A 25,634-nucleotide genomic window follows, 5' to 3' on the forward strand; every position below is an offset into this window, starting at 1 on the left:
GCCGTGGCATTCGCCCTGTTCAACGGGCGGGTGCAGCGCAAGCGCTTTCGTTTTCCGCTGCGGCCGATCTGGGCGGAGACATTGCTCGGCGTCGTCACCTGCGGCATCATCCTGGGTGCCGTCTGGCTCGCCAATTCCTATCCATGGCCTATCGGCATCGTCAACAGGTACGCGGCGGCCAACAACATCACGGTTCCCCCGGGCGGCCTGTTCATCGCGCATGGCATCGCCATACCGGTGCTGATGGCAATCGCCGTCGGACTGGTGATGACCTTCATCACCAACCGTACCCGCTTCGGCCGGTACGTCTTCGCCATCGGCGGCAATCCGGAGGCCGCCAATCTCGCCGGCATCAACACCCGTTGGATCACCATGAAAGTGTTCATGATCATGGGCGTGCTGGCGACGATCGCAGCCGCGATCTCCTCGGCCCGGCAGAATTCGGCGACCAACGTGCTCGGAACATTGGACGAGCTGCTTGTCATTGCCGCGGCCGTCATCGGCGGCACATCGCTTGCCGGCGGCTCGGGAACCGTCATCGGCGCCATGCTTGGCGCGCTGCTGATGCAGTCGCTGCAATCGGGCATGGTCTTGCTGGGCGTCGACTCGCCGCTGCAGAGCATCGTCGTCGGCGCCGTGCTGGTCATCGCCGTCTGGCTCGACACAGTCTATCGCAAGCGGGTCTAGGGGGAGAAATCGACATGGCCGACCAAAACGCTCCCGCCGGCACACCGCTGATCGATATGCGCAACATCTCGATCGCCTTTGGCGGCATTCGCGCCGTCGACGACGCCTCGATCGATCTTTTCCCCGGCGAGGTCGTTGCGCTGCTCGGCCATAACGGCGCCGGCAAGTCTACGCTGATCAAGATCCTGTCCGGCGCCTACAAGCGGGATTCTGGCCAGATCTTTGTCAATGGCCAGGAGGCTTCGATCTCCAACCCGCGCGAAGCAAAGAAATACGGCATCGAGACGATCTACCAGACACTGGCGCTGGCCGACAATGTCGACGCCGCCGCCAATCTGTTTCTTGGCCGCGAACTGATGACGGCGTGGGGCACGCTCGACGACGTCGCCATGGAAGCAGAGGCGCGCAAGGTGATGGGACGGCTCAATCCCCGCTTCCAGCGTTTCAAGGAACCGGTGATCAAGCTGTCGGGCGGCCAGCGGCAGTCAGTCGCGATCGCGCGCGCCATCCTGTTCAATGCACGCATCCTGATCATGGACGAGCCGACGGCGGCGCTCGGTCCGCAGGAGACGGCGCAGGTCGGCGAACTGGTCAAGCAGCTCAAGTCCGACGGCATCGGCATCTTCCTGATCAGCCACGACATCCACGACGTCTTCGATCTCGCCGACCGGGTTTGCGTCATGAAGAATGGCCAAGTCGTCGGCACCGCGCGCACCACGGATGTGACCCAGGACGAGGTTCTGGGCATGATCATCCTGGGCAAGTGCCCGCCCGGCGCCATTCCAGGGCCAGGTGCGCTGAAGATCGCCGCCTGACACGCGCGGCAGGCAGCGATTTGATCACGACATAGGCTGCGATCGCCACGCATCGCTTGGCGAAGCAGGGGAACTCGCCGTTAAGAAATGACGAGCGGTTTCATGGTCCTGGGATGTTGCAGTCAAAAAAAATCCAGAGGCCGGAAACCAGCCTCTGGATTTCAATATTCCGGGTATCAGCGAATTAGTTGCAGCGTGCCGTGTAGATACGGCCGCGACGATCGCGATACTGGCAATAGCCGTTGCGCAGGTTGCGCACCAGCAGGCCCGAGCCGGCGCCGACGGCGGCACCGATCAAAGCTCCCTTGCCGCCACCAACCAGGCCGCCAACACCAGCACCAATCAAAGTGCCGCCAGCCACGTCCTGTTCAGTCGACGTGCAGCCGCTAACCGCTACAACCGCAACCATGGCAATAAGAATCTTCCGCATAGAGTCGCTCCTCACTTTGTGTCCTCACTTGGATATGCTCCAGCCGTCATTTAGCATGAAATGACAGCCTTTGCTGCTGCAATCTATTGTTGGCTAAGATAGTCTTTTTCTGGGCGTATCGTGTTCGATGCCATCACCATGCTGGAAACCGCAAGGGATGCGTCGAGAGTACCATCCGGGCGCACGGCCCAGACGATCTGATCATAATCGTCTTCCAGCGCTGGATCGACCGGGAGGCACTTTGCGACGATGCGCTGCGCCTGTCCCTGCACGTCACCCATGGCGAAGGGCCGCTCGGCCACGCATTGATCTGCAGAAGCGAAAACGCTCACAGGTACGGGAAGTTCGCGGCACTCCCCCATGGTATTGGAGCAACCGATTACCAGCAGCAATGCGGCGATGTGTTCCATGGCGACGTCCTCTCGCCACAGTAACGACTCATGACCGCCAAAGTTCCTGCCCAACGATACTCGGAAAAAATATGGTGTGGGGCAGGAGCTCGCCCAGCACGAGCAGGGCGTCCGGCCCCACGCAGGACGGTTCCGAAGCACACCGATGCGTGCTCGGTGTCGGACATGCCTGGATTTGGATGTCAGCGAAACAGCTGGAACAAAGAGACCATGAGGATTGCCGCGCTCGCGACGATCGCAGCAAGGCGCGAAGAAGTCAGTGCAGGGACATCAAACGACGGTAAGGCTGCCTCGGTGTCCTGGAACCCGTCCATGGACATATGCGCGGCGTGCTCCAGCCTGTTCATATCGGCGATCGTCAAGGCATTCCTCCCGCGTCATTCTGCAAGTCCAGCATTGGAATGTGCGAAGGCTCTACAAGTTCCAGACCGTCCACGGGAAAGGCATTCTGTGACTGGCCGGGCGACGTGTGCGCGGAGCCGGCAGTCACTCTGTCTCGAAATTCCCCTGCGGAACGACAAGGCGGTATTCGAGGCGATCAAGGGCAATATCGAGCTTGGCCGTTCCGTTTAGGGATGCGGGCACAACTCGCTCGAGCGCGACGCTGCCGAAGCGCTTCTGGCTCCGGCCGGCGTGGCCCTCCGGTATCCTCTCGACCCATGTCAGCGACAGTTCGGTGTTGTCGCCGCCCTTGTCCGTCAGATTGGCCGTCACTTCGACGAAACCGTCGGCATGCGACAGGGCGCCATAGCTGACCGAGTTGACGGCAAGTTCGTGCATGGCCAGGCCGATATGCAGGGCGGCATTGGGATTGAGATAGGGATTCGGGCCGAGAAAGCGCAGGCCGTGCGGGTCGCCACCATGCCGCCCGACCTGGCCCGAGACGAGTTCACGAAGCGCTGCGCCACGCCAGTTGGATGATGTCACAAGGTCCTGCGACGAGGCCAGCGATTGAAGCCGGCCGCGAAAGCGTGTCAGGAAGTCGCCCATGGTGTCGGAATAGCGCCCGGTCTGGGTTGCTATGCTTTGAATGATCGCAAGCAGATTCTTGGAGCGATGGCTGACCTCGCGCAGCAGCGTCGTCAGGGTCTGCTCACGGCGTTTCTGGTCGGTCGTTTCGACCATGGTGGTGACGACGCCTTGGACAGCACCGCCATCGCCATGATCCGCGTCGATCCAAACCTGAAACCAGCGGACGCCATCTTCGGCGGGCACGTTGATCTCGAGGGATTGCGGGTTGCCTGAAGCAATGACGTCGCGCTTGGCCGCTGCAACGCGCTCCGCCTGCGCCGCCGGCAGCGTGTCACTGCTTTCCGCGCTGCCAGAGGCCCAGGGCGCGCGCATGTTGCGCGCCCATACCGTCTTCATCTCGCGATCCTGATAGAGAACGGAAATGCCTGCATTATGGAGCGCGTGGAGCAGGGCCCGGCCAAGCTGCATCCCGTTTTCGGCGGGGTGCAAGGCGATTACTTCCTCGCCCTGCGTGCCTTCATTGGTGTCCGAGGCCTTGGTACGCATTGTTTGTTATGTCCACCCAACCCAGGCTGAACGGCCCATTGTCAAATGAGTTCCCGAGCGTTGTGACTTCCCGCAGTCTCGATCCGCAGTCCTAAAATGCGGTCCGCCGGGCGGCGTCCCTTGCGGGACACCACCCGGCGGTGGCTGGAAACCGATTGAGGGGTGCGGCTTCCAGTGTTCTAGTTGGTCGTCGTTCTCACGCCCGCTTCATAAGGCCGGCAAGAAGCGAAATGACCAGGAACGCGAGGAAGATGAAGAACAGGATCTGCGCTATGCCAGCGGACGTACCGGCAATGCCGCCAAATCCAAGCGCCCCAGCGATGATCGCCACGACAAGAAATACAAGCGCCCAGTACAGCATGGTCCATCTCCTTCGAATGGTGCGATAAAAACGTGATCGGCTGAGGTTGGTTCCACCTTTTGCCGAAAAAGACGATGCTTGCAAACCTTTCGGGGTAAACGCGGCCGACATTCCGGAAGGCGATCCAGCCTGCCAAAAGGCCGCCCGCTGCATCGCAGCGGACGGCCTTTTGAATTGTAGCCGAAAGGTCGCGGTTTACGCGGCGGCCTTTGCCTGACGATCGAAGAACAGGGCCTGGCTTATCAGAGCCTTGACCATATCCGGATTGAACGGCTTCGTGACCAGGAACGCGGGCTCTGGGCGTTCGCCAGTGAGCAGGCGCTCCGGGAAGGCGGTGATGAAGATGACCGGCACGGACGTCGACGACAAGATCTCATTCACGGCCTCGATGCCGGAACTGCCATCGGCGAGCTGAATGTCGGCCAGCACCATCTTCGGCCGAGTCTTGGCGAACATGGCGACCGCCTCAGCGTGGGTGCGCGCCGTTCCGACGACACGGTGCCCAAGGCTCTCGACCATTTCTTCTATATCCATGGCGATCAGCGGCTCGTCTTCGATGATCAGCACGTCGGTCGCCACCTGGCGGGAAATCTCGTTGCTCGCCTGTGCAAGCAATTCTGAAAACTCCTGGTCTCCGACATCGAGGATCTCGGCCGCTTCATCCTCGCTGAAGCCTTCCACCGCAACCAGCAGAAACGCCTGGCGGGGACGTGGCGCAAGAGCGTTCAGATTGGCCGCGGCGCGTTGTTCCCATGCCGACTGTGCATGCTCCTGGGGAACGCGGATCGCCACTGACGTGAACAGCTTTGCGAAAACCTTGTAAAGCGCGATGCGGTCGCTCGATGCTTCGGGGAAGATCTCGACATCGGCGATGATGGCTTCGAGCATCGCGGCGACCAGCGCATCGCCGCTCTCCTGCGAACCGGAAACGGCGCGCGAAAAGCGGCGCAGGAACGGCAGGTTCGGCGCGATGGTAGCGGATAAACTCATGGTAAGACGTCTCCCTCAGAATGACGTGTTTGCATAGATTGCAGGTCAAGCTGATTGCAAGCCCTGTCCACAACGCGCGCATTGGGAAAAAGTTCCAACCTTCGATGGAACTAATGTGAGGGGAAGGCGTTTCAGTGCGGGATGGGCGACCAGACGGGGATGCCGCTTGCGTTGAATTGAGTAATATAGGGCGGCTTGGAAGGCTGGGAATACAAGGGCGAAATGACGGACATGACGAAAGATAATCTGGCTGGCGTTGCCGGAAGGCGCCGGGATGGCACCGGGGATGCGCTCGGTTCCAACTCCGAGATCGGACGTAAACTCAAACAATATTACGACGAACTCGTCTCCGACGATGTGCCGGATCGCTTTGCCCAGCTGCTCTCCCAGCTGGAACAGGCCGAACCCGCCCAGAAAAAGGACTGAGGCATGGTCGCGGTCTCCCAAGGCTTCAAGACCGATCTGCTTGGGGCAATACCGAGCTTGCGCGCGTTTGCCGTGTCGTTGACGCAGAATTCCGACAAGGCCGACGACCTTGTCCAGGAAACCCTGGTCAAGGCCTGGGACAAGCATGAGAGCTTCCAGCCCGGCACCAATCTCAAGGCCTGGTTGTTCACCATCCTGCGCAATGAGTTCTACTCTCAGATGCGCAAGCGCGGCCGCGAGGTGCAGGACAGCGATGGCATTATGACGGCGAGGCTTGCCGTTCACCCGGCCCAGCATGGACAGCTCGACCTCAAGGATTTCCGTGGCGCTCTCGAGCAACTGCCAGAGGATCAGCGTGAAGCCATCATCCTGATCGGCGCGTCAGGCTTTTCCTATGAGGAGGCCGCCGAGATTTGCGGTTGCGCGGTCGGAACGATCAAGAGCCGGGTGAGCCGGGCCCGTACACGATTGCAGGATATTCTGAAGATCTCCGGCGAAGACGAGTATGGGCCCGATGCCATATCCGCCCAGGTGACGGGATCGCCGGCGACCTGATGGTTGATAGAAGGAGCGTGCCCGACAACCGGGCCGCTCGGTGTCTTAGCCGACGGCGGTGCGCCCGCAGGCCTCGGCAAGCGCCCTAACGAGGTCCTCTCCAGCATAGGGTTTGCCGATCAGTTTCACTCCGGGAAACGATGCCTTGATCTCGCTGGCATCGGTATAGCCCGAGGCAAACACGAACGGGACGCCGGCTTCGCGAAGACCAAAGGCGAAGTCGAGTGTCGAGGTGCCGCCCAGCATGAGATCGACGATCGCCCCGTCGAACATCGACGCAATTTCCTGGCCATCGATCTCCGTCAGGTCGCGAGCGATCGCCACCTCGACTGCGCCATTGTCGCGGCAAAGCTGCTCGACATCCATTGCGATGAGAAATTCATCTTCAAGGACAAGAATCCGCAATCCGTCTAGCAATGGGGGCACAGTCAACAACTCCTTGAAACGTCGGAAGTCATGATCGCTAATTCGTGTGATGTCATTTAAAAAAGACATGTCGCGGCCGCGAGGTGGCGATCGAGTGAACCGGTTTGAGCCGACCCGCTGGGGGGTGGCTTCGAAGAGGGGTTATGATGTCAGATCAGGGCAGCCGCGTTGGCTCCGGTCGTCAGTATCCTTGCGAAATCTGTCCGTTGCGGCCGTTGCCGGTTTTTCGCGACTTCGAAAAATCGGAACTGGCTTTCATCAGCAAGTTCAAGAAGGGCGAACTCGCGGTCGACAAGGGAGCCACGGTGCTGGTCGAGGGGAGCCACAGCGCACATCTCTACACGGTGCTTTCGGGCTGGGCTTTCCGCTACAAGCTGCTGCAGGACGGCCGCCGCCAGATCCTCAACTATCTTATGCCGGGCGACCTCATCGGCTTGCAAGGCAGCGTGATGGGCGAGATGCAGCATTCCGTCGAAGCGCTGTCGCCGATGCTGCTTTGCGTCTTCGAGCGCGAGTCCCTGCAAGAACTCTACCGCAATCATCCTGGTCTGGCCTATGACATAACCTGGATCGCCTCGCGCGAGGAGCGCATGCTGGACGAGAATCTTCTCAGCATCGGGCGACGCAGCGCGCTCGAACGCGCTGCCTATCTCATCGCGTTCATCGGCAGCCGCGCCAGGAAGGTCGGGCTGAATGGCAGGCAATATGTGCAGATACCGGTTACCCAGCAGCACATCGCCGATACGCTCGGGCTGTCGCTTGTCCACACCAACAAGACGATTCGCAAGCTGATGGATCGCAAGCTGATCGTCTGGCGCGATGGAGGCTGCGAGGTGATAGACAATCAAGGGCTCAAGCAGCTTGCCGGTTGGGAAGGGCTCGGGGAATCGAGGCGGCCGCTGATATGAGGCGACAGCTTTACCATGAAGCGGAGGATCTGGTGCATGTGTCCGCGTTTTGGGGTACTTTATTGCGATCCGGGAACCTTGAGGCATACGGCGCGTTTGAAATCGAGCAATCACAAGGAGTTAAGCAATGGCAACCGCCGCAGGAACGACCGCCACAGAAAACCGTGCCAATGCGGATCTTGAGGCCGATATCAGGCAGTTGAAAGCCGACATCGACATGCTCACCAAGCAATTGGCCAAGACCGGCGAGCATGGCTACGGCACAGCCCGCCGCGCGGCCACCGAGGGCGTCGAGCAATTGCGCGTGCAGGGCGAAGCAGCGTTTGAAACGCTGCGCGGCAACGCCAGGGACATCGAGGCACAGCTGCTGGCGAATGTACGAGAAAAGCCGGTCACCTCGCTGGCTATCGCGGCTGGTGCAGGCTTTCTCTTCGCGCTTCTCGCGCGCCGCTAGTCGCTTTGCAGATGGGAATGCTGGCATCCCTCATTACCGGTTTGGCCTCGGGCGAAACCGTTGCCGCCATGCGCCGTGCGCGCACGGCGGCAATGGTCTATTTGCTGGCCGGGATCGCGGCGCTGTGCGGCGTGGGCTTTCTTATCGGAGCGGCCTATATCTGGATGGCGAACCGCTATGGATCGCAGGTGGCGGCGCTGAGTTTCGGCGCCGGCTTCCTTGTCATCGCCGGCCTTATCCTGCTCATCTACCAGATCGCGAAGGGTTCGCGCGTGCGGCGTCGGGCAGAGCGCCGCAAGGCCGACATGACGGCCATCGGCGTCACGGCAGCCCTCGCCGTGCTGCCTACATTGCTGAAGGGGAAAAGCGGGCTGGGCATCATCCTCGGTCCGGCGGCGGCACTCGTCGCCTACGCCATATACCGCGAGAACACGAAGCCCGGCGACCGAGACCCCGGTAATTTGCGGTAAACTCGTCGCCGGTTACTTCGAGAGCTCTTCCAACGGCAACGATATTTCCGCGAACACGCCTTCCGGCCGAAATTCGTGAGTGACTTCGCTTGAAATGATCTTGGCGAGGCTGCGGCGGATGAGGATCGATCCGAAGCCCTGTCGCTCCGGCGGGGCAACAGGTGGCCCGCCGCTTTCGCTCCAGGTCAGCACCAGGCGCCGATTGCCCTTGCCGCCCTGAGTTGTCCAGCTCAGATCGACCATGCCGGATGCCACCGAAAGAGATCCATATTGCAGCGCGTTGCTGGCCAACTCATGCAGGATCAGGCCAAGGCCGACCGCCTGGTCTGGCGACAGCAACAGATCGGCGCCGGAGATGGTCATGCGCGGCTGCTCGGCATTGTCGAAGGGCCTGACTTCCAGCTGGACGAGCTCGCGGATGCCGATGCCGCGCCACTCGCGGTCGGACAACAAATTGTGGGCGACGCCCAGGGCCTGTAGCCTCGAGCCGAAAGCCTCGAGGAATTCGCTTGGCCGGCGGGCATGGCGCACGGTCTGCGTCGCAAGCGCCTGCACAGTGGCCAGCGTATTCTTGACGCGGTGGTTCAATTCCCGCAGCAACAACCTCTGCCGCTCTTCGCCAAGCTTGCGTTCGGATATGTCGTAGTTGACGCCGAAGATAAGCGTCGGCTTGCCGTCTCCGTCGCGGTCGATGATCCGGCCGCGCGTGGCGATCCAGCGCGGCGGGTGGAAGCCTTTCACCCGGTATTCGCCGAAATAATCGTCGCCGCCCGCCAGGGCATCGCGAAAGCGGGCTTCGGTCTGGTGGACGTCGCGGGGATCGATCGCGGCGAGGATGTCTCGCGCCCGCAGCCGGGTCGAGCTCGGCAGGTTGAACAGTTCAGGCAGCAAGGCGTCGCAGTCGATGACGTCGTCACGGATGTCCCACGCCCAGCTGGCAAGCGAAGCCGCGTCGAGCGCGATGGCGCGCCGCTTCTCCTCGCGCGCAAGCGCCACTTCGGCGATGGCGCCGCTGCGTGTCGCGTCCTTCAAGGTGAACAGGCTGGCGGCGAGGCTGGCGAGCATCTTCAGCTGGTCGAGTTCGGCTGCGGAGGGGAAAGGGTGCGGCGTTCGGTCGAGCACACAGAGCGTGCCGATGCGGGCGCCCGCCACCACCATGGGGGCGCCTGCGTAGAAGCGGATCTGGTGCTTGCCGGTGACCAGAGGGTTGGCTGAGAAACGCGGGTCCGCCGTTGCATCCGTCACCACCATCGGTTCGTCACCGGCGGCAATCGCATGGGCGCAAAAGGAGATGTCAGTCGCCGTCTCGGTCTCGTCCAGGCCGAGGCAGGATTTGAACCATTGGCGCTTGTTGTCGAGCAGCGTGACCAGGGCGATCGGCGCCTTCATCACGGCCGCGGCGAGGGTGCTGACGCGATCGAAATCCGCGTCTGCTGCCGTATCCAGCATTTCCAGCCCGCGCAGCACCGCCAGCCGGTCTTGATCCTCGACCGCGCGCGCGACTTCAGCCGGCAGGACCGGGAGCATTTCCGGCTCGTTACTCACTCTGGTCCCCGATGCCTCGTCCTGGTCCGCTCCGGCTTGTCGATTTACCGGCGTCGGATCCGGTCGCGGGCCAAACCGCTTCTCGGAACCATCCTAGTAAGGAACTGTTACCGGACCATCTCTTGGAGGACCCGCCAGCTGGCGCAAAACCATACAAGGATCGAGCATGACCAAGATCATTCCGGAGAACAAGGCGCGCCAGGGTCGCTGGGGCCGGCATGGTTTGCGGATCCTGATAGCAGCGTTGCTTCTGGCCATCGCCGCCTGGGGCATAGCCGAAATCTACGGTGAGATGGCCAAGACGCCGGCTACCGGGGAGGGAAACGCGCCGATCGGTGGCTAGGGCCATTGCAGGCAAGGCTAGGGCCATTCCATGGAAAGAGTGAAACGGCCGTCGCATCAGGCGGCCTTTGCCTTGGCGACGCTGGCGGGCACCAGGACATTCAGGGCGCCAGGGTGGATTTCGATCGTTGTTTCACGATCCAGCTTGATCAGTTCGCCGTCCAGGACGGCCCGAAACTTGCTGCTTCCCGAATGTATTTTCAGGACAACCCTGGCGGCCTGGTGGATCTCGACATGCTCGTTGTCGCGCCATTTGCCGCGCGCCATGTTGAAGAAGAACTTCACCAGTTCCGCGCGCTGGCGCGCCACGGTCACATATATGCCGAGTACACCGCCCGCCGGGTTGTCGGCATAGGGCAGATGGCCTTCGCCGAACAGATTGTTGGTGACGCCGATGCCGGTTATGCGGGTCGCCATCTCCACTTCGCCAATGCAGAGCGTGACGTCCATCTTCGGGGGGTTGTTGATCGTCTCCCAGGCTGCCTTTGCCGACGCGCGGATCTTTCCCACACGCGATCCGAACTCCATCTTCTCGCGCAGTTGCACCATCTTGGCATGCATGCCGATCGAGAATTGATGGACAAAAGGCCGCCCGTTGGCCGTCGCAATATCGACAGCGATGATTTCTCCGTCAGCGAAAGCGTTCAGCGCCGCATCGATGGATTGTGGAATGCCCAGCCCGCGCGCAAACAGGTTCATCGTGCCGGCGGGCAATATGGCCAGCGCCTTTTTCTTGCCCATCAGCCGGGCGGCCGCCGCCGAAATGGTGCCGTCACCGCCACCTGCCAATACGACGTCGACGGAGCTGCGGGATGCCACTCTGTCGAGCGCCTCCACGATCTCCTTGCCAGCAACGGTCTCGATGCTGATCGAATGCCCAGCCGCCTCGAGTGTCTGATGAATCCTGTCGGAGAAGGCAGCGAGGTCGATGGTGCGCAAGGTGCCGCCGTCACGGTTAAGCACCGCCGCAAATTTCATGCCCCACTCCGTTTAATGAAACGCCCGATCCGGCGTTATTCAAGCACCGCGCCGGCGCCTTTCGATAACCGCAACGGCTGGCAGACACCCAGCCAGCGGCTGGAACGCGTTGGCTGCGGAAAGGTTCCGTTCGTCAGCGGCCGAAAGATTCTGTGGCAGATGAATGTCCTCGCCTCGAACCCGTCAATGATCGCCGACAGCGTTTTTGTCGGAACAACCCAAGGTTCACAACGTTGTGAACTCGCAAGACGATCCCGCGCCCGGTGAGGCGCGGCGTTCATGAAATCACGTTTAGGAGAACCATCATGATCCGCAATCTTTTAGCCACGACCGCACTCGCAACGCTGATCGCGACCGGCGCTTATGCGCAAACCGCTCCGGCTCCTTCGGACGCCCCTGTCGTCCAGGATAACGCGACGACCGCTCCGGTGGCTCGCGCCGATGGCGTCATCGTCAGCAACATCATTGGCGAAACAGTCTACAATGGCGCCGGCGACGACGCGGAGAATATCGGCAAGGTCAGCGACGTCGTTTTCGACAAGGACGGCCAGGCCAAGTCGATCATCATCGACGTCGGTGGTTTTCTGGGCGTGGGCACCAAGAGCGTCGCTTTCGACTATGCGAAGATGCAATGGGCCGAAAAGAACGGTGACCGCTGGCTGGTTGCCCAGGGGACCAAGGACGAGTTGACGGCGCAGCCGGAGTTCGACAGCAAGCCCTATGCCGCAACGCCGGCGCCAGCTGCCTCGACCGAAGCCGCGCCTGCAGCGCCCGCAACGACGGACGCCGCTCAGGCGCCTGTCGACATGAACGCCGCCCCGGTGAAACGGGCGGAAGGGAATCTCGCGACCAACATTGTCGGCGAAACCGTCTACAATGGCACGGCGGACGACGCGCAGAACATCGGCGACGTCAACGATATCGTGCTGACCAAGGAAGGCAAAGCGCAATCCCTGATCATTGGGGTCGGCGGCTTCCTCGGCCTCGGCGAGAAGAACGTCGCCTATGATTTCGGCAAGGCCCAGTGGGCCGAGAAGAATGGCGATCGCTGGCTGGTGGCGCAGGCCACCAAGGAAGAGCTCGAGGCCCTGCCGGATTTCGACCGCAAGGCCTATGATCCGGTGCCGGCAACGACGGCTTCCAACGAGCCGGCAGCGACAGCACCGGCCGCCGCGCCTTCCAGTGAGACGGCGCCTGCCGCAGCTCCTGCGGACCAGGCGGCAAATGCTCCTGCGGCAACGCCGGATGCAGCCGCTCCCGATAACACCGAGACGGCCGCGATCGACAAGTCGACGCTGACGGAAATGCCGGTCGGCGAAATCAGGGGTGACGATCTGAAAGGCACAACCGTCTATGGCGCCAATGACGCCAAGGTGGGTGAGATCGGCGATGTCATCCTGACCTCCGACAACAAGGCCGACGCGGTGATCGTAGATGTCGGTGGCTTCCTCGGCATGGGTGAAAAGGAAGTGGCGGTCGGCATGGATAATCTGAAGTTCATGACCGACAAGGACGGCAACAAGTACCTCTACACCACCTTCACCAAGGAGCAGCTGGAGGCGCAGACCGCCTATGACAAGGGCAGCTACGCGCAGCAGCGCGACCAGCAGCGGCTGATCGTCCGCTAACAACCCTGGCAACTGAGAAAAAGGCCCGCAACGCGCGGGCCTTTTTTACGTCAGCCGGGACGGCGAACCGGAGAGATGACCCATCACGCCAAGGCCCGTCAGTTCGGCAAGCGCCAATGATTGGTCAAGATGTTCGGCCCGCCACGACAGGAGACGCTCGGCGAATTCCACCCTTACGCCGAGATAGGCAGGGTCGGGGGCGAGATTGACCATTTCGCCAGGGTCCACGCCGAGGTCGAACAGCAGTGGCGGCAGGCCACCGCCAAAATGCACATATTTGAACTTTTCGGTGCGGATGACGGCAAGGTTGCATTGCCGTGAGCCAATGCCAAAATGACGTTCGGCTTCGCCATCGGCAACCGAGCGGAAATCGAACTCCCAGTGGGCCGCTTCTCGCCAGGCGACGGGGCATTCGCCGCCCAGGAATGGCTTCAGCGAACAACCGTCAAGATGTGGTTCGGGCGCCCCGCGCAACAGGTCGAGCAGCGTGGGGAAGATGTCGACTGCTTCGGTGTAGCGATCGACCGTGTTGCCCGCTGTGCTGCCGCTGCGCGGGTCGCGAATGATCAGCGGGATGTGATAGCTGCCGTCGAAATAGCCGCCCTTGCCCAGCATGAAATGGTCGCCCATCATTTCGGCATGGTCGGAGGTCAGCACGATGATGGTGTCATCCCATGCGCCGGCGGCCTTGACCGCTTGCCAGACGCGGCCAAGCTGGGCATCCATTTCGGAGATCATGCCATAGTAGATGGCGCGGATGCGGCGAAAGTCGTCCTCGCTCCAATCGCGTACCATGCCGCCGGCGCCCGGACGGAACTTGGCCTGTCTCTGCCGGTCGAGGTCAAAGGCAAGATAGGGGTGGCTCTGCGCCTCTGCCTGCCAGGTGGCCGCGCGGCGGAACGCCGGGCCCTCTGACGGATCGTATAGTGTGTTGTAGGGCTCCGGCACGATGAATGGCGGATGCGGGCTGATGAACGAAAGATGCGCGAACCATGGCGCTGCCTGATCGTGCTCACCGAGCCAGCGGGTGAATTCGCCGGTCAGGAAGGCGGCCGGGGTTTCGTCGCTGGAATAGACGGGTGGGGCGTTGCTGACATTGGCGCCGGGCTCGTCACCTTTCAGCGGGCGATGAATATCGGGCGATCCGGCGCTGACATCGATGCCCCGCTGCTTCAGCCAGGACAGCCACTGCTTTTGATGCTCGGGTAGCAACTGGCGGACCGTGAAGCCCGGCAGCACGCCTTCGTAGCTTCGCAGCCTCGGGTCGCCGGGTGCCAGCAGGCGCGGATCGAGCGACACGTCGGTGTAGCCGAACAGCGTCGGGTCATAGTCGAGGCTACGGGCATGCAGCGCGATATTGGAGTGGCGGGCGTCGAGCGGCGTGCCGTTGCGGCAGACGCGGTTGTTCATCTGGTAGAGGCCGGTGTAGAGGCAGGCGCGGGCCGGTGAGCAGGGCGCCGCGCCGGCATAGTGACGCCTGAACAGCACACCCTCGGCGGCCAGCGCGTCGGCATTTGGCGTCCGCACCACCGGATGGCCCGCGGCCGACAGGCAATCGCCTCGCCACTGGTCGCAGGTGATCAGCAGGACGTTGGGGCGCCTATCTGCTCCAGCCACTTGCGACACCTTTCCCGGCACGTTCGAACGCTGCCCATGGAGCCGATTTCCGTCTATGGCGCAAGACCGTTTCCAATGGTCAATCGGTGAACAAATGCGGCGTCATTGTTCACTTTTACAGCACAGTCCATTCCGTGTTTGCCGCCTTTGCCGCAGGCGCATGCGTCCTCATATTGGCGTGGACAGCGGCAAGGGCCGCAAAAGCACAAAGGGAAGGAGCAAGACAATGCTCGACCAGATCAAGGGCCTGCATCACGTCACCTCGATGGCCAGCGATGCCCGGCAGAACAATGACTTCTTCACCAGGAAACTCGGCCAGCGCCGGGTCAAGAAGACAGTGAATTTCGACGCCCCCGACGTCTATCACCTCTATTATGGCGACGAGGCCGGCACGCCTGGCTCGGTGATGACTTACTTCCCATTTCCGAACATCGGCAAGGGCCGTCACGGCGTCGGCGAAGTCGGCACCACGGTCTACTCCGTGCCGGAAGGCACGCTCGGCTATTGGGAAAAGCGCTTCGCCGACGAGGGCGTCACTGGCCTGTCGCGCGAAGAGACATTCGGAGACAAGCGGCTGGCTTTTGCCGGTCCCGACGGCGACGGTTTCGCGCTGGTCGAGGACAAGTCCGACACCAGGGCGCCATGGGCAAAGGGCGGCATCCCCGCCGATGAGGCGATCCGTGGCTTCCATTCCGTGTCGCTCAGGCTGAAGGATGGCGGCGCCACCGAGGAGCTTTTGAAATTCATGGGCTATGAGGAGATCGACAAGTCCGGCACGATCAGGCGGCTTGCAGTGAAGAACGGCAATGGCGCCGATGTCATCGACATCGAGTCGCTGCCGGGAGCGCGCTTCGCCGATCTGGGCGCTGGCTCGGTCCACCATGTCGCCTTCGCCGTCGAGAACCGCGCCAGGCAGCTCGAAGTACGCAAGGCGTTGACCGATACCGGCTACGGCGTGACGCCGGTGATCGACCGCGATTATTTCTGGGCGATCTACTTCCGCACGCCGGGCGGTGTGCTGTTCGAAGTCGCCACCAACGAGCCGGGCTTCGACAGGGATGAGGACACTGCGCATCTGGGCGAGGCGCTGAAGCTGCCAACCCAGCACCAGCATCTGCGGCCGTATCTCGAACAGCATCTGCAGAAGCTGGAAGGCTGAAGCCATGAGCATGGACGCTTACATCCACAAGGCACTGCCCGGTTCGCCGGGCGGTCCGCTGCTTTTCGTCTTCCATGGCACGGGGGCCGACGAGAACCAGCTTGTCTCGCTGGGGCGCGATCTTGCGCCCCGGGCCACCATCATCTCGCCGCGCGGCGATGTGTCCGAACATGGGGCCGGGCGCTTCTTCCGCCGCACCGGCGAGGGCGTCTACGACATGGACGACCTGGCCAGGGCGGCCGACAAGATGGCTGGTTTCGTCAAGGCGCATGTCGAGGCGGCGAAGCCGTCGGCGGTGCTGGGCCTTGGCTATTCCAACGGCGCCAACATCCTGGCCTCGGTGGTCTTTGGCGTGCCATCGCTGTTCGATGCCTGCGTGCTGATGCATCCGTTGATCCCTTTCGAACCGGAGATCGACGGCACTCTTGCCGGCCGCCACATCCTGGTGACCGCCGGCAAACGCGATCCGATCTGCCCGCCGAACCTGACCGCACGGCTCGAAGCCTATTTGCGTGCCGATGGCGCCGATGTCACAGTGGAATGGCATGAAGGCGGGCACGAAGTGCGGCCCAACGAGATCGAGGCGGCCAGGCGTTTTCTGGCCCGTGCCGCCCAAGGAGTGTAGAGATGCCTGACCAATTGCCCGAGATCGAACTAGAGGATCGCGGTTCCAAGGGGCGCTATGTGCTGCGCGGACCCGGCGGCGCCGAGGCCGAGATGACCTTCACCAAGGTCGGTGAGCACCAGATCATCATCGACCATACCGAAGTGCCGGATGCCTTTCGCGGCCAGGGTGCCGGGCTTCGGCTCGTCACCCGCGCCGTCGAGGACGCGCGTGCGGCTGGCAAGAAGATCATCCCGCTCTGCCCGTTCGCCGCCGCGCAGTTCCGGCGCCATCCGGAATGGGCGGACGCGCTGAAGCAGTAGGCCCAACCCTGCAAGGCGGTCGGACCGGCCAGTCCCACTGGTAACACGGATCTGGCATTTGCCCCTACCCGTCATCTTGCCTAAGTAGGTATATCCAAGGCACCGCGCCGCCCAATCGAAGTGAATGATCCCTGATGACCGAAACCGACCTCGTTCCCGTCTTCGACGGCCATAATGACACGCTGCTCAGGCTCTACCAGTCGAAGGACGCGGACGTCGAAAAGCTCTTCATCGAGGGACAGTCCGGCGGCCATATCGACCTGCCGCGCGCCAAGGCGGGGGGATTTGCCGGCGGCATGTTCGCGATCTTTCCGCCGCCAGTCGAGAAGGCCAGGCGCGGCGCCGTGCCGCCGGCGCCGAGCGATGCCGAGCCGCTGCCTCCAGAGGTGCCGCGCAATGAGGCGCTGACGTCGACGATCGCGATGGCCTCGATCCTGTTCCGGCTGGAACGGGCCGGGGCACTCACCGTCTGCCGGAGCGCAGGCGACGTGCGCGCCGCCATGGCCAAAGACTCGATCGCGGCGGTGTTCCACATCGAAGGCGTCGAGGCGATCGATCCCGAACTCACCATGCTCGACGTGCTGCATGCGGCGGGCCTGCGCTCTCTCGGCATCGTCTGGAGCCGACCTAACGCGTTCGGCCACGGCGTGCCATTCCGCTTTCCGTCCTCGCCCGACACCGGGCCGGGGCTGACCGATGCCGGCAAGGCGCTGGTCAAGGCCTGCAACCAGCTCAAGATCATGATCGACCTTTCGCATCTCAACGAGAAGGGCTTTCGCGATGTCGCCGCGCTCAGCGATGCGCCGCTGGTTGCCACTCATTCCAACGTCCACGCGATCTGCGGCCATTCGCGCAACCTCACCGACTGGCAGCTCGGCGCGATCCGCGAGTCCGGCGGCATGGTCGGGCTGAACTTCGCCACCGGCTTCCTGCGCGAGGACGGCCGCATGAATGCCGATACCAGCCTCGACATCATGGTGCACCATGTCGATTCCCTGCTGCAGGCGCTGGGTGAGGATGGCGTCGGGCTCGGCTCGGATTTCGACGGCGCGATGATACCGGCGCCGATCGGCGACGTCGGCGGCCTGCCGAAGCTCATCGATGCACTGGCGGCACGCGGCTTCGGCCGTGCGCTGATCGAGAAGATCGCCTATCGCAACTGGTTGAATATGCTGGAGCGGACGATCGGTTAGGGCAATTCCAGGAGAAACGTGTGCGGTTTTCCGTCCGGAATTGTCAGACCAAAGAGTTAGAGCTCGAAGCCCAGGCGCTTCAGCCAGTCCTTGCCGACGCCGCGATCCCTGATGATGGGCAGCGGATTCTCCGAATCGAGCCGCGCGCAGATGCGGTAGACCTCCAGCGTCTCGGCGGTCATGTCGCCGCGCTTGTAGAAGTACATGGCGGCCGCATAGCGCGTGCGGCCAGACCATCTGTCGCCGAGCGGCGTGTTGACCAGTTCCCACTGTTCGGCTGCTTCCCCGTCGTCGTCCCGCTTGTCGGTGTCCACCATGGTCAGAAATCCGCCGGCGGGTTGGCGGTGCGACGCTCGAGCTTGATGAACGGTCGCGCCACGACCTTGGCCCGCTTCATCAGCTTCTGGTACTGCAGCTCGCGCATGGCATAGATCTCGACCCAGAGGTCGTCCACCACGGTATCGCCGTATGGCCGCGCCAGCGAGGCGATGGCGATATTGCGCTTGGCCATCGGCGACCACATGGCGGCGCTGACCAGGCCGACCTCGCGGCTTTTCCTGTGGTAGACGATGGCGTGTTCGGCCGGGATGTTGCCTTCGATCTCCAGCCCGACCAGCACATGGCGCAACCTGCGTTTTGCTCGTGCTTCCAAGATGGCGCGGCGGCCGTTGAAATGGCCTTTCTCCGAATCGACCATGAAGCCGAGCCCGATCTCGTCGGGCATGCGCAAGCGGTCGGCGCGGATGGCATGCTCGGCGGTGGTGAAATCCGCATTGGCCACGATCAATCCGGCCTCGAGCCGGGCTCGGTTGAGCGCGGTGTAGCCGATGGCCCGGATGCCGCGCAATTCGCCCGCAAGCATCAGCCGGTCCCATAGGCTGAGCGCCTTGTCGGCCGGCACGAACAGTTCGTAGCCGAGATCGCCGGTGAAGCCGGTGCGTGAAATGGTGACGGTGCCGCCATCGTGCGGGAAATCGGCAAGATCGAAGATCTTCAATGTCTCGACGCCGGCGAAACCGGCATCGCGCAACACGGCGAAGGAGGTCGGCCCCTGCACGGCGAGGCCGGCGACGGCCTCGGTCTCTTCATCGACCGTGACATCGAAACCCGAAGCGCTGTCGAGAAGCCAAGGCAGATGCCGCTCTTGCGAGCACAGCCGGAAGCCGGTCGGCGACAGCCGGAAGAGCGTGCCGTCGTCGAGGACAAACCCCTCGTCGTCGCACCATGCGGTGTAGTGAACGCGGCCGGGCTTGAGCTTGGCGACATCGCGCAGCGTGACGCGGTTGAGCATGGCTTCGGCATCCGGTCCGTCGATCCGGTATTTGGTCATCGGCGAAATGTCGAACAGCGCCGCCTGGCTGCGGATGGCGAAATATTCGAGCTCCTCGTCCCACAGCGAATGCGGAGCGCGGTAGCCTGCCCAATTGTACCAGTCCTGGGTCCTGGCCAGCGCGTCGATGCGCGGCTGGAACGGCGTGCCGAGACGCAGCGTGCGGAAATGGCCCTGGCCGGCGATCCGGTTGGCTGACGAGGTGGTGATCGCTTGCTGGTTCATGACGGCGTTCCTTCGCGCCCCCCTCTGTCCTGCCGGACATCTCCCCCACGAGGGGGGAGATTGGCTGTCGCGGGCGATTTCGCCAATATCAGGCGGTAGAAGGAAGGCGCCGATCGAGCAAACTGCCGATCTCCCCACAAGTGGGGGAGATGTCCGGCAGGACAGAGGGGGGAGCCGTAGGGTGCCACTTCGGCAAGGTGAAACATCACATCACCCCTTCATCGCAATGATACGCCGCGCGGCATTCAGCCCCGGCGCCCCGGAGACGCCGCCGCCTGGATGCGAGCCGGCGCCGGCCAGGAACAGCCCTTCGAGCGGCGTGTCGTAGCCTGACCAGCCGGAGACCGGGCGTGAGACCAGCATCTGGTCGGCCTGCAATTCGCCATGGTGCCAATGGCCGCCCGGCATGCGGTAGCGCGTCTCGATGTCGGCCGGCGTCAGGAGCTCGGCATGCAAAACGCTCTTGCCGATGCCCGGCGCGTAGGCCTCGAGCTGCGCCATGACCGCCTCGCGGAACTTCGGCTTTCCGACGTCCCAGCCTTCTTTCAGCGCGTAGGGCGCGTATTGCACGACGGCCGAGAGAACGCAGGCTCCATCGGGTGCGAGCGACGGATCGGCAAGGCTGGGCAGCGTGATCTCCATCACCGGCGCGGGCGAGAACTCGCCATATTTGGACGGGTTAAAGGCGCGCTCGACATGATCGGGCGACGGCGCCATGACCAGCCTTCCCTTGTGGCCGGCAGCATCGACGCCGGTGAATTGCGGCGGCCGGTCGAGCGCCAGATTGAGCTTCGCCGCATCCCCCTTCATGCGGATGTTCTTCACCTTGCGCATGAAACCGGTGTCGATTTCGCGCGGGCCGACGAGGTCGAGGAAGGTGGTGGCCGGGTTGATGGCCGAGACGATGGTGCTGGCGCGCAGGTCCTCGCCGGCGTCGAGAGTCACACCGACGGCGCGGCCTTTCTCGACGATGATCCTCGCCACCGGAGAGGAAGCGCGGATGGTGACGCCGGCCTTCTCTGCCGAAGCGAGGATAGCACTGACAACCGCGCCCATGCCGCCTTGCGGCACGATCTGCGCGCCGGCCATCCCGCCTGTCTCACCGGCCAGGCGATAATAAAGGCCGAGCAGGGAGGTCGGCGAGCGCGGGCCGAGATGGCTGCCAAGCGTGGCGTCGAAAGCGAGCAGGCCCTTCAGCCTGATATCCTCCAACTGCTCATCGAGCAGGTCGGCGACATTCATCAGCAGCACACGCAGGAAGTCGCGCATGTCTTCCTTGCCGAGTTTCTTCAGCGCCAGGGCGGTCTGGCCGAGAGAGGCTGTCTCCAGCAGCGACATGCCGGCGAGATCGGGCGGACGGCGCGACAGGAAAGGCTTCAGGATACCGGCATAGCGCAGCAATTGCGCGCGCAACTCCTTCCAGGCTGATTGCTCCGACGGGCTGGCGCCCGTCAGCACCTCGCCATAGGCGCCATGCAGCATAAGCGCCGGGCCATCCCTGGACAGCGCAACCGACGGTAGGAACTCCGCACGGTTGAACTGCAGCCCATGCTTCTCCAGTTCCAGTGTCTTGACGACATCGGGATGCAGACGGTTCAGCACATGAGCGACGGAGGAGGCGCGAAAGCCCGGGGCGAATTCCTCTGTGCGCGCGGCGCCGCCGACTTCGCTTGCAGCCTCCAGAACCAGCACCTTGCGGCCGGCTTTCGCCAGCGTGGCGGCAGCGACGAGGCCGTTGTGACCGCCGCCGATGACGATGCAATCAAATGACGTCATGGGCCGGGCTCATATGTGAGGTCGATTTGGCGAGGTCGCGCAGGATTTCGGCCGCCGCATTGCGGCCGGGCGCGCCCATGACGCCACCGCCCGGATGGGTCGAGGAGCCGCACATATAGAGCCCTCCAACCGGCGAGCGATACTGCGCGTAGCCCGGCACCGGACGGTTGAACAGGAGCTGGTCGAAGGTCAGTTCGCCCTGGAAGATGTTGCCTTCGGTCAGACCGACCTCGGCCTCGATCTCGCGCGGCGTGCGCACCTCCATGTGGACGATGCGGTCGCGGAAGCCCGGCGAGTATTCCGCGATCTGCGCAATCACGCTTTCGGCGAAGCCGTCGCGGTCGGCGTCCGTCCACTCGCGGCCGTTCACCTTCGGCGGCGCGTATTGCACGAAGCAACTCATGAAGTGCTTGCCGGGCGGCGCCATGGTCGGGTCGAGAGTCGTCGGAATGACCATGTCGAGGAAGGGGTCGGCCGACCAGCGCCCGGCCTTCCAGTCGTCATAGGCGCGCTCCATGCGCTCCATCGAATCGGTGAAATGCATGTCGCCGCGATAGACCGGCGAATCCTTCGGCAGCGCCGGAAATTCCGGCAGCGAATCCAGCGCGATGTTGACCTTGCCCGACGAGCCGCGGATCTTGAAATTCCTGACCCGGCGCAGGAAGATGTCGGGCAGTTCCTTTTCCTCGACCAGCTTGAGGAAGGTGCGCTTGACGTCGGCATTGGAGACGACGAGCTTGCCGTAGACCTCCTCGCCGCCGGCCAGCACGACGCCCTTGGCCTTGCCCCGGCTGACCAGCACATGGTCGACCTCGGCGCCGGTGCGGATCGTGCCTCCCGATGCCTTGAACGACGCGGCGAGCGCCTTGGTGACCGCGCCCATGCCGCCGCGCGCATAGCCCCAGGCGCCGACCGAACCGTCGACCTCGCCCATATAGTGGTGCAGCAGCACATAGGCGGTGCCGGGCGACATCGGCCCGAGCGCGGTGCCGATGATGCCGGACAAAGCGAAGTTCGCCTTGATGACATCAGTCTCGAAATATTCGTCGAGGAACTCCGAGATCGACATCGTCCAGAAGCGCAGCGTCAGCGCCATTTCCTGCGCCGAGAGGCCCGCGAACTTCTTGCCGAGATAGAGCAGTTCGCCAAGATCGCGCGGCCGCAGGCTGGTCGGGTCGGGCGCGGTGCGCATCAGGAGCGGCTGGATGAACCGGCATTGCCGCGTCACGTCGCGGGCGTAGCGGTCATAGGCTTCGGCGTCGCGCTTCGAGAAACGGGCGAACTCGCGCCGGTGGGCGTCATGGTCGCGGTAGTTGGCGAGGTAATCGCCGTCGCGCGTGAACACCGCGCCGCCTTCATAGGAGATCACCTGCAGGCCGAAGCGCGGCAGTTCGAGATCGCGCATGATCTCGGGCCGGAACAGCGAGCAGACATAGGAGCAGTTTGAGTAGAGGAAACCCGGCGTCAATTCCCTGCTGGTGGCGGCTCCGCCGACCCAGTCGTTCTTCTCAACGACCAGCACATCGAGCCCGGCGCGCTGCAGATAGCAGGCATTGACCAGCCCGTTATGCCCGCCGCCGATGACGATCGCATCCCAGGCTTTCATTCTTGCCGAGCTCTCATGCGCGACCTGCTCTTCATTTTTGCGTGATCTGTTCCCAACAGCATGGAATTTGGCATGGAGGGTGGTGTTTTGTCCAGCCGTACTGAATGAATGTTCAACAAATGATGTTGCGTTTTCCTTCTCACACGATAGGCTTTGCCGGCGTTCGGACTGGGCATTCATTCGATTGGGGATCGAGGTTCGATGATCGAAACGGCAGACGCAGAGCCGGAGTATGATGACATCGCCATCCGCTTCCTGGAGGCGCTGTGGGGCGATGGCTATCTGTCGCCGGGCGGGCCGGACGAGGTCGACAGGGTGGTGGAGGGGCTTTCGCCCGCCGGCAAGACAATCCTCGACATTGGCTGCGGCTCCGGCGGCATCACGCTCCACCTGATCGAGCGCCATGGCGCCGCCCACGCCACCGGCTTCGATGTCGAACAGCCGGTGATCGAGGCGGCCAGGCAAAGGGCTGCCGCGCGCGGACTGACGGATCGCGCCAGCTTCGTCCAGGCGCCGCCCGGGCCGCTGCCTTTCGCCGACAGTTCCTTCGACGTCGTCTTCTCCAAGGATGCCCTGCTGCATGTACCCGCCAAGGACGCGCTGTTCGCCGAGATCTTCCGGGTGCTGAAACCGGGCGGTGTCTTCGCGGCTTCCAACTGGATGATCTCGCATGACGGCGAACCGTCGCCGGACATGAAGGCGTATGTCGCCGCCGAGGGCCTGTCCTTCGCCATGGCATCGCCACGCCGCTACGTGCAGGCGATGCGCGGCGCCGGCTTTGCCGATGTCAGCGTCAGGGACCGCAATCCCTGGTACCGCGACGTCGCCAGGGGTGAACTGGAAAGGCTGAAGGGGCCGCTCTATTCGGCCGTGGCCGCGGCGGTCGGGCCGGCCTATGTCGACAAGAACATCCGAACCTGGGAGGCCATGCAGAAGGTGCTTGACAGTGGCGAGCACCGTCCCACTCATCTTCGCGGGTGGAAGCCGGATGCCAAGGGATAGCCGGCGATGCTGGAGACGATCACGCGCATGAAGACAGCAGACGCCAGGGAAGCGCTCCTTGAGCCGGCGCGCAAGGCCGAAGCCGAAAAGCGCGGACGCAAGGCCTCGAAGGAGGTCAGGCAGCTTCAACTCATCGAGGCGACGATCGATTCACTGGCGAAGCGCGGCTATTCGGAGACCACGATGGCCGATGTGGCCGACGGCGCCGGCCTGTCGCGTGGCATCGTCAACTTCCATTTCGAGAGCAAGGAAAAGCTGCTCATCGCCACCTTGCAGTATATGTATGACGAGTATTCGGCGCATTGGCGCAGCGCCCTGCAGAAGGCGGGGGACGAGCCCGCCGACCAGCTCCACGCCCTGGTCTCCGCCGATTTCGACCGCTCGATCTGCAACAAGCGCAAGCTCGCCGCCTGGTGCGCCTTCTGGGGCGAGGCCAAGTCTCGGCCGACCTACCAGGCGCTGAGCAGCGCCCGCGATGCCGTCTATCAGACCATCTTCATCGACCTGTGCGCGGCGCTCAAGCAGAGCGGTGGCTATGTCTACGAACCGCAGGTCATGGCGCTGGCGCTCAGCGCCATGCTGGAGGGATTGTGGCTGCGGCTGATGATGGGCACCGAGGACACCACCCGCGAAACCGCCCTGCAGGCGGCCAATGAGTTCCTGTCGGTCGCATTCCCGAAACATTACCCGCTGAAGGCCCCTGCCAAACCATAAGAAAACCGGAACACCACAGAGGATGGAACAGACATGAAGACACTGACCCGACGCCTGACACTGACCCTGGCACTGGCTGGAACACTGGCCGCTTCGGCCGCAGCGCTGGCTGTCGCCGCCGACAAGGACCTGATCGTGTTCGACTGGTCCGGCTACGAGGACCCGAGCTTCCACCCGAAATATGTCGAGAAGAACGGCGACTCGCCGACCTTCGCCTTCTTCGGCGACGAGGACGAGGCGTTCGAAAAGGTCCGCTCCGGCTTCAAGGCCGATCTCGGCCATCCCTGCTCGCAAAGCGTGGTGAAATGGCGCGAGGCGGGCCTGCTGCAGCCGCTCGACACGTCGAAGATATCAGGCTGGAAGGACCTCAATCCCGGCATCATGGCGATGAAAAATCTCGCCACGACCGATGACGGCAAGGCGTGGTTCATGCCATGGGACTGGGGCAACACGCAGCTGACCTACAACTCCTCCAAGATCGACGAGAAGGACGTCCACTCGCTGAAAGCTTTCGCCGATCCGAAGTATAAGGGACGGGTGTCGATCGGCGACAATGTCGACGACGCCTATGCGCTGGCCAGCCTCGCCATCGGCCTCAAGGACTGGACCAAGATGACGGACGACCAGTTCAAGCAGGCCTCCGACTTCCTGCGCCAGGTGCACAAGAATGTCCGATCCTACTGGACCGACACCACGGATGTCGTGCAATTGCTGAGCGGCGGCGAGGTCGATCTCGCCTGGGCATGGAACGACGCGACGGTGCAATCGGTCGCCGCGGGCGTGCCGATCAAGTCCAAGAAGGACACCGACGAAGGCATCTCGACCTGGGTGTGCGGCTACGTGCTGTTCAAGGACGCGCCCGGCAACATCGACAAGGCCTATGACTACCTGAACGCCGTCAACGATCCGGAGACCGCCAAGGTGCTGGTCAAGGACTGGGGCTATGGCCAGGCCAATGCCAAGGGCATGGCCGGCGTCGACCAGGCGGTCCTGAAGGAAAAGGGCTATGACGACGTGCAGAAATTCGTCGACAAGACCCTGTTCCAGTCGCCGGTGCCTTCCGACCTCAAGCTCAAGATGATCGCCGAATTCGAAAAGATCAAAGCCGGCTACTGAGATCGCGTCGCTTGCCGTCCGCCCGT

The 25,634-nt window shown here is 62.9% G+C and carries 29 protein-coding genes and 1 pseudogene; 16 read left to right on the plus strand and 14 right to left on the minus strand.

All coding sequences use genetic code 11. The annotated features are described in order from the left end of the window. A pseudogene (locus WC739_RS07835) lies at positions 1 to 687 on the plus strand (sugar ABC transporter permease); the annotation flags it as partial. A gap of 14 nt (positions 688 to 701) precedes the next feature. Continuing rightward, positions 702 to 1,502 carry an ATP-binding cassette domain-containing protein gene (locus WC739_RS07840; RefSeq protein WP_372952454.1) on the plus strand — a complete coding sequence of 267 codons (801 nt, stop codon included), beginning with the start codon at positions 702 to 704 and terminating at the stop codon, positions 1,500 to 1,502. A 184-nt stretch (positions 1,503 to 1,686) separates the two neighbouring features. On the opposite strand, the gene WC739_RS07845 is transcribed toward WC739_RS07840, so the two are convergent. The 6 genes from WC739_RS07845 to WC739_RS07870 all read right to left on the minus strand — a co-directional run bounded on the left by WC739_RS07845 (position 1,687) and on the right by WC739_RS07870 (position 5,211). Next, positions 1,687 to 1,932 (minus strand): YMGG-like glycine zipper-containing protein, encoded by a 246-nt coding sequence (locus WC739_RS07845; RefSeq protein WP_372952455.1) that lies wholly within the window; start codon positions 1,930 to 1,932, stop codon positions 1,687 to 1,689. Positions 1,933 to 2,015: 83 nt separating this feature from the next. Further along, positions 2,016 to 2,342, minus strand: a complete 327-nt coding sequence (locus tag WC739_RS07850; protein WP_372952456.1) for a hypothetical protein — start codon at positions 2,340 to 2,342, stop codon at positions 2,016 to 2,018. A 182-nt stretch (positions 2,343 to 2,524) separates the two neighbouring features. After that, the gene (locus WC739_RS07855; RefSeq protein ID WP_372952457.1) at positions 2,525 to 2,704 is read right to left on the minus strand and encodes a hypothetical protein; all 180 of its coding nucleotides are present in this window, start codon (positions 2,702 to 2,704) and stop codon (positions 2,525 to 2,527) included. 124 nt (positions 2,705 to 2,828) lie between these two features. Further along, positions 2,829 to 3,860 carry a sensor histidine kinase gene (locus tag WC739_RS07860; protein ID WP_372952458.1) on the minus strand — a complete coding sequence of 344 codons (1,032 nt, stop codon included), beginning with the start codon at positions 3,858 to 3,860 and terminating at the stop codon, positions 2,829 to 2,831. A gap of 196 nt (positions 3,861 to 4,056) precedes the next feature. Next, positions 4,057 to 4,221: a DUF1328 domain-containing protein gene (locus WC739_RS07865; RefSeq protein ID WP_372952459.1), complete on the minus strand. Its 165-nt coding sequence runs from the start codon at positions 4,219 to 4,221 to the stop codon at positions 4,057 to 4,059. A 195-nt stretch (positions 4,222 to 4,416) separates the two neighbouring features. Continuing rightward, positions 4,417 to 5,211, minus strand: coding sequence for a response regulator (locus WC739_RS07870; RefSeq protein WP_372952460.1), 795 nt, complete (start codon positions 5,209 to 5,211; stop codon positions 4,417 to 4,419). Positions 5,212 to 5,433: 222 nt separating this feature from the next. Here WC739_RS07870 and WC739_RS07875 point away from each other — a divergent pair, with 222 nt between their 5' ends. Next, positions 5,434 to 5,637 (plus strand): NepR family anti-sigma factor, encoded by a 204-nt coding sequence (locus WC739_RS07875; protein ID WP_372952461.1) that lies wholly within the window; start codon positions 5,434 to 5,436, stop codon positions 5,635 to 5,637. 3 nt (positions 5,638 to 5,640) lie between these two features. Continuing rightward, positions 5,641 to 6,192, plus strand: a complete 552-nt coding sequence (locus WC739_RS07880) for a sigma-70 family RNA polymerase sigma factor (RefSeq protein ID WP_224665984.1) — start codon at positions 5,641 to 5,643, stop codon at positions 6,190 to 6,192. Positions 6,193 to 6,237: 45 nt separating this feature from the next. Here WC739_RS07880 and WC739_RS07885 read toward each other — a convergent pair whose 3' ends face one another. Then, positions 6,238 to 6,618, minus strand: a complete 381-nt coding sequence (locus WC739_RS07885; protein WP_372952462.1) for a response regulator — start codon at positions 6,616 to 6,618, stop codon at positions 6,238 to 6,240. 146 nt (positions 6,619 to 6,764) lie between these two features. Between WC739_RS07885 and WC739_RS07890 the strand changes: the two genes are divergently transcribed. The 3 genes from WC739_RS07890 (at position 6,765) to WC739_RS07900 (ending at position 8,450) form a co-directional block, all read left to right on the plus strand. Then, the gene (locus tag WC739_RS07890) at positions 6,765 to 7,526 is read left to right on the plus strand and encodes a Crp/Fnr family transcriptional regulator (protein WP_372952492.1); all 762 of its coding nucleotides are present in this window, start codon (positions 6,765 to 6,767) and stop codon (positions 7,524 to 7,526) included. Positions 7,527 to 7,653: 127 nt separating this feature from the next. Then, the gene (locus tag WC739_RS07895; protein ID WP_372952463.1) at positions 7,654 to 7,980 is read left to right on the plus strand and encodes a YqjD family protein; all 327 of its coding nucleotides are present in this window, start codon (positions 7,654 to 7,656) and stop codon (positions 7,978 to 7,980) included. A gap of 11 nt (positions 7,981 to 7,991) precedes the next feature. Further along, entirely contained in the window at positions 7,992 to 8,450 is a 459-nt protein-coding gene (locus WC739_RS07900) for a hypothetical protein (protein ID WP_372952464.1), read from the plus strand. 12 nt (positions 8,451 to 8,462) lie between these two features. Here the strand turns inward: WC739_RS07900 and WC739_RS07905 are convergent, their stop codons facing one another. Then, the gene (locus WC739_RS07905) at positions 8,463 to 9,977 is read right to left on the minus strand and encodes a sensor histidine kinase (RefSeq protein WP_372952465.1); all 1,515 of its coding nucleotides are present in this window, start codon (positions 9,975 to 9,977) and stop codon (positions 8,463 to 8,465) included. Positions 9,978 to 10,161: 184 nt separating this feature from the next. Between WC739_RS07905 and WC739_RS07910 the strand changes: the two genes are divergently transcribed. Continuing rightward, entirely contained in the window at positions 10,162 to 10,338 is a 177-nt protein-coding gene (locus WC739_RS07910) for a hypothetical protein (protein WP_372952466.1), read from the plus strand. A gap of 56 nt (positions 10,339 to 10,394) precedes the next feature. On the opposite strand, the gene WC739_RS07915 is transcribed toward WC739_RS07910, so the two are convergent. Beyond that, on the minus strand, positions 10,395 to 11,315 hold the full coding sequence (locus WC739_RS07915) for a diacylglycerol kinase family protein (RefSeq protein ID WP_372952467.1): 921 nt from the start codon (positions 11,313 to 11,315) through the stop codon (positions 10,395 to 10,397). A 305-nt stretch (positions 11,316 to 11,620) separates the two neighbouring features. Between WC739_RS07915 and WC739_RS07920 the strand changes: the two genes are divergently transcribed. After that, positions 11,621 to 12,943: a PRC-barrel domain-containing protein gene (locus tag WC739_RS07920; RefSeq protein ID WP_372952468.1), complete on the plus strand. Its 1,323-nt coding sequence runs from the start codon at positions 11,621 to 11,623 to the stop codon at positions 12,941 to 12,943. A gap of 45 nt (positions 12,944 to 12,988) precedes the next feature. Here WC739_RS07920 and WC739_RS07925 read toward each other — a convergent pair whose 3' ends face one another. Further along, positions 12,989 to 14,560 (minus strand): alkaline phosphatase family protein, encoded by a 1,572-nt coding sequence (locus WC739_RS07925; RefSeq protein ID WP_372952469.1) that lies wholly within the window; start codon positions 14,558 to 14,560, stop codon positions 12,989 to 12,991. Between the two features lie 226 nt (positions 14,561 to 14,786). On the opposite strand from WC739_RS07925, the gene WC739_RS07930 reads away from it, so the two are divergent. From WC739_RS07930 to WC739_RS07945, 4 genes are all read left to right on the plus strand, one after another. After that, positions 14,787 to 15,719: a VOC family protein gene (locus WC739_RS07930; RefSeq protein WP_372952470.1), complete on the plus strand. Its 933-nt coding sequence runs from the start codon at positions 14,787 to 14,789 to the stop codon at positions 15,717 to 15,719. Between the two features lie 4 nt (positions 15,720 to 15,723). Beyond that, complete coding sequence (locus tag WC739_RS07935; RefSeq protein WP_372952471.1) at positions 15,724 to 16,344, plus strand: alpha/beta hydrolase; 621 nt, start codon at positions 15,724 to 15,726, stop codon at positions 16,342 to 16,344. A 2-nt stretch (positions 16,345 to 16,346) separates the two neighbouring features. Continuing rightward, complete coding sequence (locus tag WC739_RS07940) at positions 16,347 to 16,646, plus strand: GNAT family N-acetyltransferase (RefSeq protein ID WP_372952472.1); 300 nt, start codon at positions 16,347 to 16,349, stop codon at positions 16,644 to 16,646. Positions 16,647 to 16,780: 134 nt separating this feature from the next. Further along, on the plus strand, positions 16,781 to 17,839 hold the full coding sequence (locus tag WC739_RS07945) for a dipeptidase (protein ID WP_372952473.1): 1,059 nt from the start codon (positions 16,781 to 16,783) through the stop codon (positions 17,837 to 17,839). 56 nt (positions 17,840 to 17,895) lie between these two features. On the opposite strand, the gene WC739_RS07950 is transcribed toward WC739_RS07945, so the two are convergent. The 4 genes from WC739_RS07950 to WC739_RS07965 all read right to left on the minus strand — a co-directional run bounded on the left by WC739_RS07950 (position 17,896) and on the right by WC739_RS07965 (position 22,776). Then, the gene (locus tag WC739_RS07950; protein ID WP_372952474.1) at positions 17,896 to 18,156 is read right to left on the minus strand and encodes a hypothetical protein; all 261 of its coding nucleotides are present in this window, start codon (positions 18,154 to 18,156) and stop codon (positions 17,896 to 17,898) included. Between the two features lie 2 nt (positions 18,157 to 18,158). Then, a complete protein-coding gene (locus tag WC739_RS07955) occupies positions 18,159 to 19,394 on the minus strand; it encodes an aminomethyltransferase family protein (protein WP_372952475.1) in 1,236 nt (411 codons plus the stop codon). 210 nt (positions 19,395 to 19,604) lie between these two features. Beyond that, complete coding sequence (locus tag WC739_RS07960) at positions 19,605 to 21,170, minus strand: phytoene desaturase family protein (RefSeq protein ID WP_372952476.1); 1,566 nt, start codon at positions 21,168 to 21,170, stop codon at positions 19,605 to 19,607. Further along, positions 21,157 to 22,776, minus strand: a complete 1,620-nt coding sequence (locus tag WC739_RS07965; protein ID WP_372952477.1) for a phytoene desaturase family protein — start codon at positions 22,774 to 22,776, stop codon at positions 21,157 to 21,159. Before WC739_RS07965 ends, WC739_RS07960 begins: the two co-directional genes overlap by 14 nt. A gap of 201 nt (positions 22,777 to 22,977) precedes the next feature. Here WC739_RS07965 and WC739_RS07970 point away from each other — a divergent pair, with 201 nt between their 5' ends. The 3 genes from WC739_RS07970 to WC739_RS07980 are packed head-to-tail and all read left to right on the plus strand — an operon-like array spanning position 22,978 to position 25,608. After that, positions 22,978 to 23,778 carry a class I SAM-dependent methyltransferase gene (locus WC739_RS07970; protein ID WP_372952478.1) on the plus strand — a complete coding sequence of 267 codons (801 nt, stop codon included), beginning with the start codon at positions 22,978 to 22,980 and terminating at the stop codon, positions 23,776 to 23,778. 6 nt (positions 23,779 to 23,784) lie between these two features. Beyond that, entirely contained in the window at positions 23,785 to 24,492 is a 708-nt protein-coding gene (gene betI, locus WC739_RS07975) for a transcriptional regulator BetI (RefSeq protein WP_372952479.1), read from the plus strand. A gap of 33 nt (positions 24,493 to 24,525) precedes the next feature. Then, positions 24,526 to 25,608, plus strand: coding sequence for an ABC transporter substrate-binding protein (locus tag WC739_RS07980; protein ID WP_372952480.1), 1,083 nt, complete (start codon positions 24,526 to 24,528; stop codon positions 25,606 to 25,608). The last annotated feature ends 26 nt before the right edge of the window (positions 25,609 to 25,634 follow it).

It is taken from the genome of Mesorhizobium sp. (assembly GCF_041661565.1).
Lineage (GTDB): Bacteria > Pseudomonadota > Alphaproteobacteria > Rhizobiales > Rhizobiaceae > Mesorhizobium.

Excerpts from the sequence above, each read along its gene's own strand:
- WC739_RS07915 (WP_372952467.1), bottom strand. The coding sequence starts at position 11,315 with ATGAAATTTGCGGCGGTGCTTAACCGTGACGGCGGCACCTTGCGCACC.
- WC739_RS07895 (WP_372952463.1), top strand. The coding sequence starts at position 7,654 with ATGGCAACCGCCGCAGGAACGACCGCCACAGAAAACCGTGCCAATGCG.
- WC739_RS07965 (WP_372952477.1), bottom strand. The coding sequence starts at position 22,776 with ATGAAAGCCTGGGATGCGATCGTCATCGGCGGCGGGCATAACGGGCTG.
- WC739_RS07865 (WP_372952459.1), bottom strand. The coding sequence starts at position 4,221 with ATGCTGTACTGGGCGCTTGTATTTCTTGTCGTGGCGATCATCGCTGGG.
- WC739_RS07845 (WP_372952455.1), bottom strand. The coding sequence starts at position 1,932 with ATGCGGAAGATTCTTATTGCCATGGTTGCGGTTGTAGCGGTTAGCGGC.
- WC739_RS07950 (WP_372952474.1), bottom strand. The coding sequence starts at position 18,156 with ATGGTGGACACCGACAAGCGGGACGACGACGGGGAAGCAGCCGAACAG.
- WC739_RS07875 (WP_372952461.1), top strand. The coding sequence starts at position 5,434 with ATGACGGACATGACGAAAGATAATCTGGCTGGCGTTGCCGGAAGGCGC.
- WC739_RS07955 (WP_372952475.1), bottom strand. The coding sequence starts at position 19,394 with ATGAACCAGCAAGCGATCACCACCTCGTCAGCCAACCGGATCGCCGGC.
- WC739_RS07850 (WP_372952456.1), bottom strand. The coding sequence starts at position 2,342 with ATGGAACACATCGCCGCATTGCTGCTGGTAATCGGTTGCTCCAATACC.
- WC739_RS07945 (WP_372952473.1), top strand. The coding sequence starts at position 16,781 with ATGACCGAAACCGACCTCGTTCCCGTCTTCGACGGCCATAATGACACG.
- WC739_RS07910 (WP_372952466.1), top strand. The coding sequence starts at position 10,162 with ATGACCAAGATCATTCCGGAGAACAAGGCGCGCCAGGGTCGCTGGGGC.
- WC739_RS07870 (WP_372952460.1), bottom strand. The coding sequence starts at position 5,211 with ATGAGTTTATCCGCTACCATCGCGCCGAACCTGCCGTTCCTGCGCCGC.
- WC739_RS07970 (WP_372952478.1), top strand. The coding sequence starts at position 22,978 with ATGATCGAAACGGCAGACGCAGAGCCGGAGTATGATGACATCGCCATC.
- WC739_RS07840 (WP_372952454.1), top strand. The coding sequence starts at position 702 with ATGGCCGACCAAAACGCTCCCGCCGGCACACCGCTGATCGATATGCGC.
- WC739_RS07920 (WP_372952468.1), top strand. The coding sequence starts at position 11,621 with ATGATCCGCAATCTTTTAGCCACGACCGCACTCGCAACGCTGATCGCG.
- WC739_RS07880 (WP_224665984.1), top strand. The coding sequence starts at position 5,641 with ATGGTCGCGGTCTCCCAAGGCTTCAAGACCGATCTGCTTGGGGCAATA.
- WC739_RS07980 (WP_372952480.1), top strand. The coding sequence starts at position 24,526 with ATGAAGACACTGACCCGACGCCTGACACTGACCCTGGCACTGGCTGGA.
- betI (WP_372952479.1), top strand. The coding sequence starts at position 23,785 with ATGCTGGAGACGATCACGCGCATGAAGACAGCAGACGCCAGGGAAGCG.
- WC739_RS07860 (WP_372952458.1), bottom strand. The coding sequence starts at position 3,860 with ATGCGTACCAAGGCCTCGGACACCAATGAAGGCACGCAGGGCGAGGAA.
- WC739_RS07930 (WP_372952470.1), top strand. The coding sequence starts at position 14,787 with ATGCTCGACCAGATCAAGGGCCTGCATCACGTCACCTCGATGGCCAGC.
- WC739_RS07890 (WP_372952492.1), top strand. The coding sequence starts at position 6,765 with ATGTCAGATCAGGGCAGCCGCGTTGGCTCCGGTCGTCAGTATCCTTGC.
- WC739_RS07960 (WP_372952476.1), bottom strand. The coding sequence starts at position 21,170 with ATGACGTCATTTGATTGCATCGTCATCGGCGGCGGTCACAACGGCCTC.
- WC739_RS07905 (WP_372952465.1), bottom strand. The coding sequence starts at position 9,977 with ATGCTCCCGGTCCTGCCGGCTGAAGTCGCGCGCGCGGTCGAGGATCAA.
- WC739_RS07940 (WP_372952472.1), top strand. The coding sequence starts at position 16,347 with ATGCCTGACCAATTGCCCGAGATCGAACTAGAGGATCGCGGTTCCAAG.
- WC739_RS07900 (WP_372952464.1), top strand. The coding sequence starts at position 7,992 with ATGGGAATGCTGGCATCCCTCATTACCGGTTTGGCCTCGGGCGAAACC.
- WC739_RS07935 (WP_372952471.1), top strand. The coding sequence starts at position 15,724 with ATGAGCATGGACGCTTACATCCACAAGGCACTGCCCGGTTCGCCGGGC.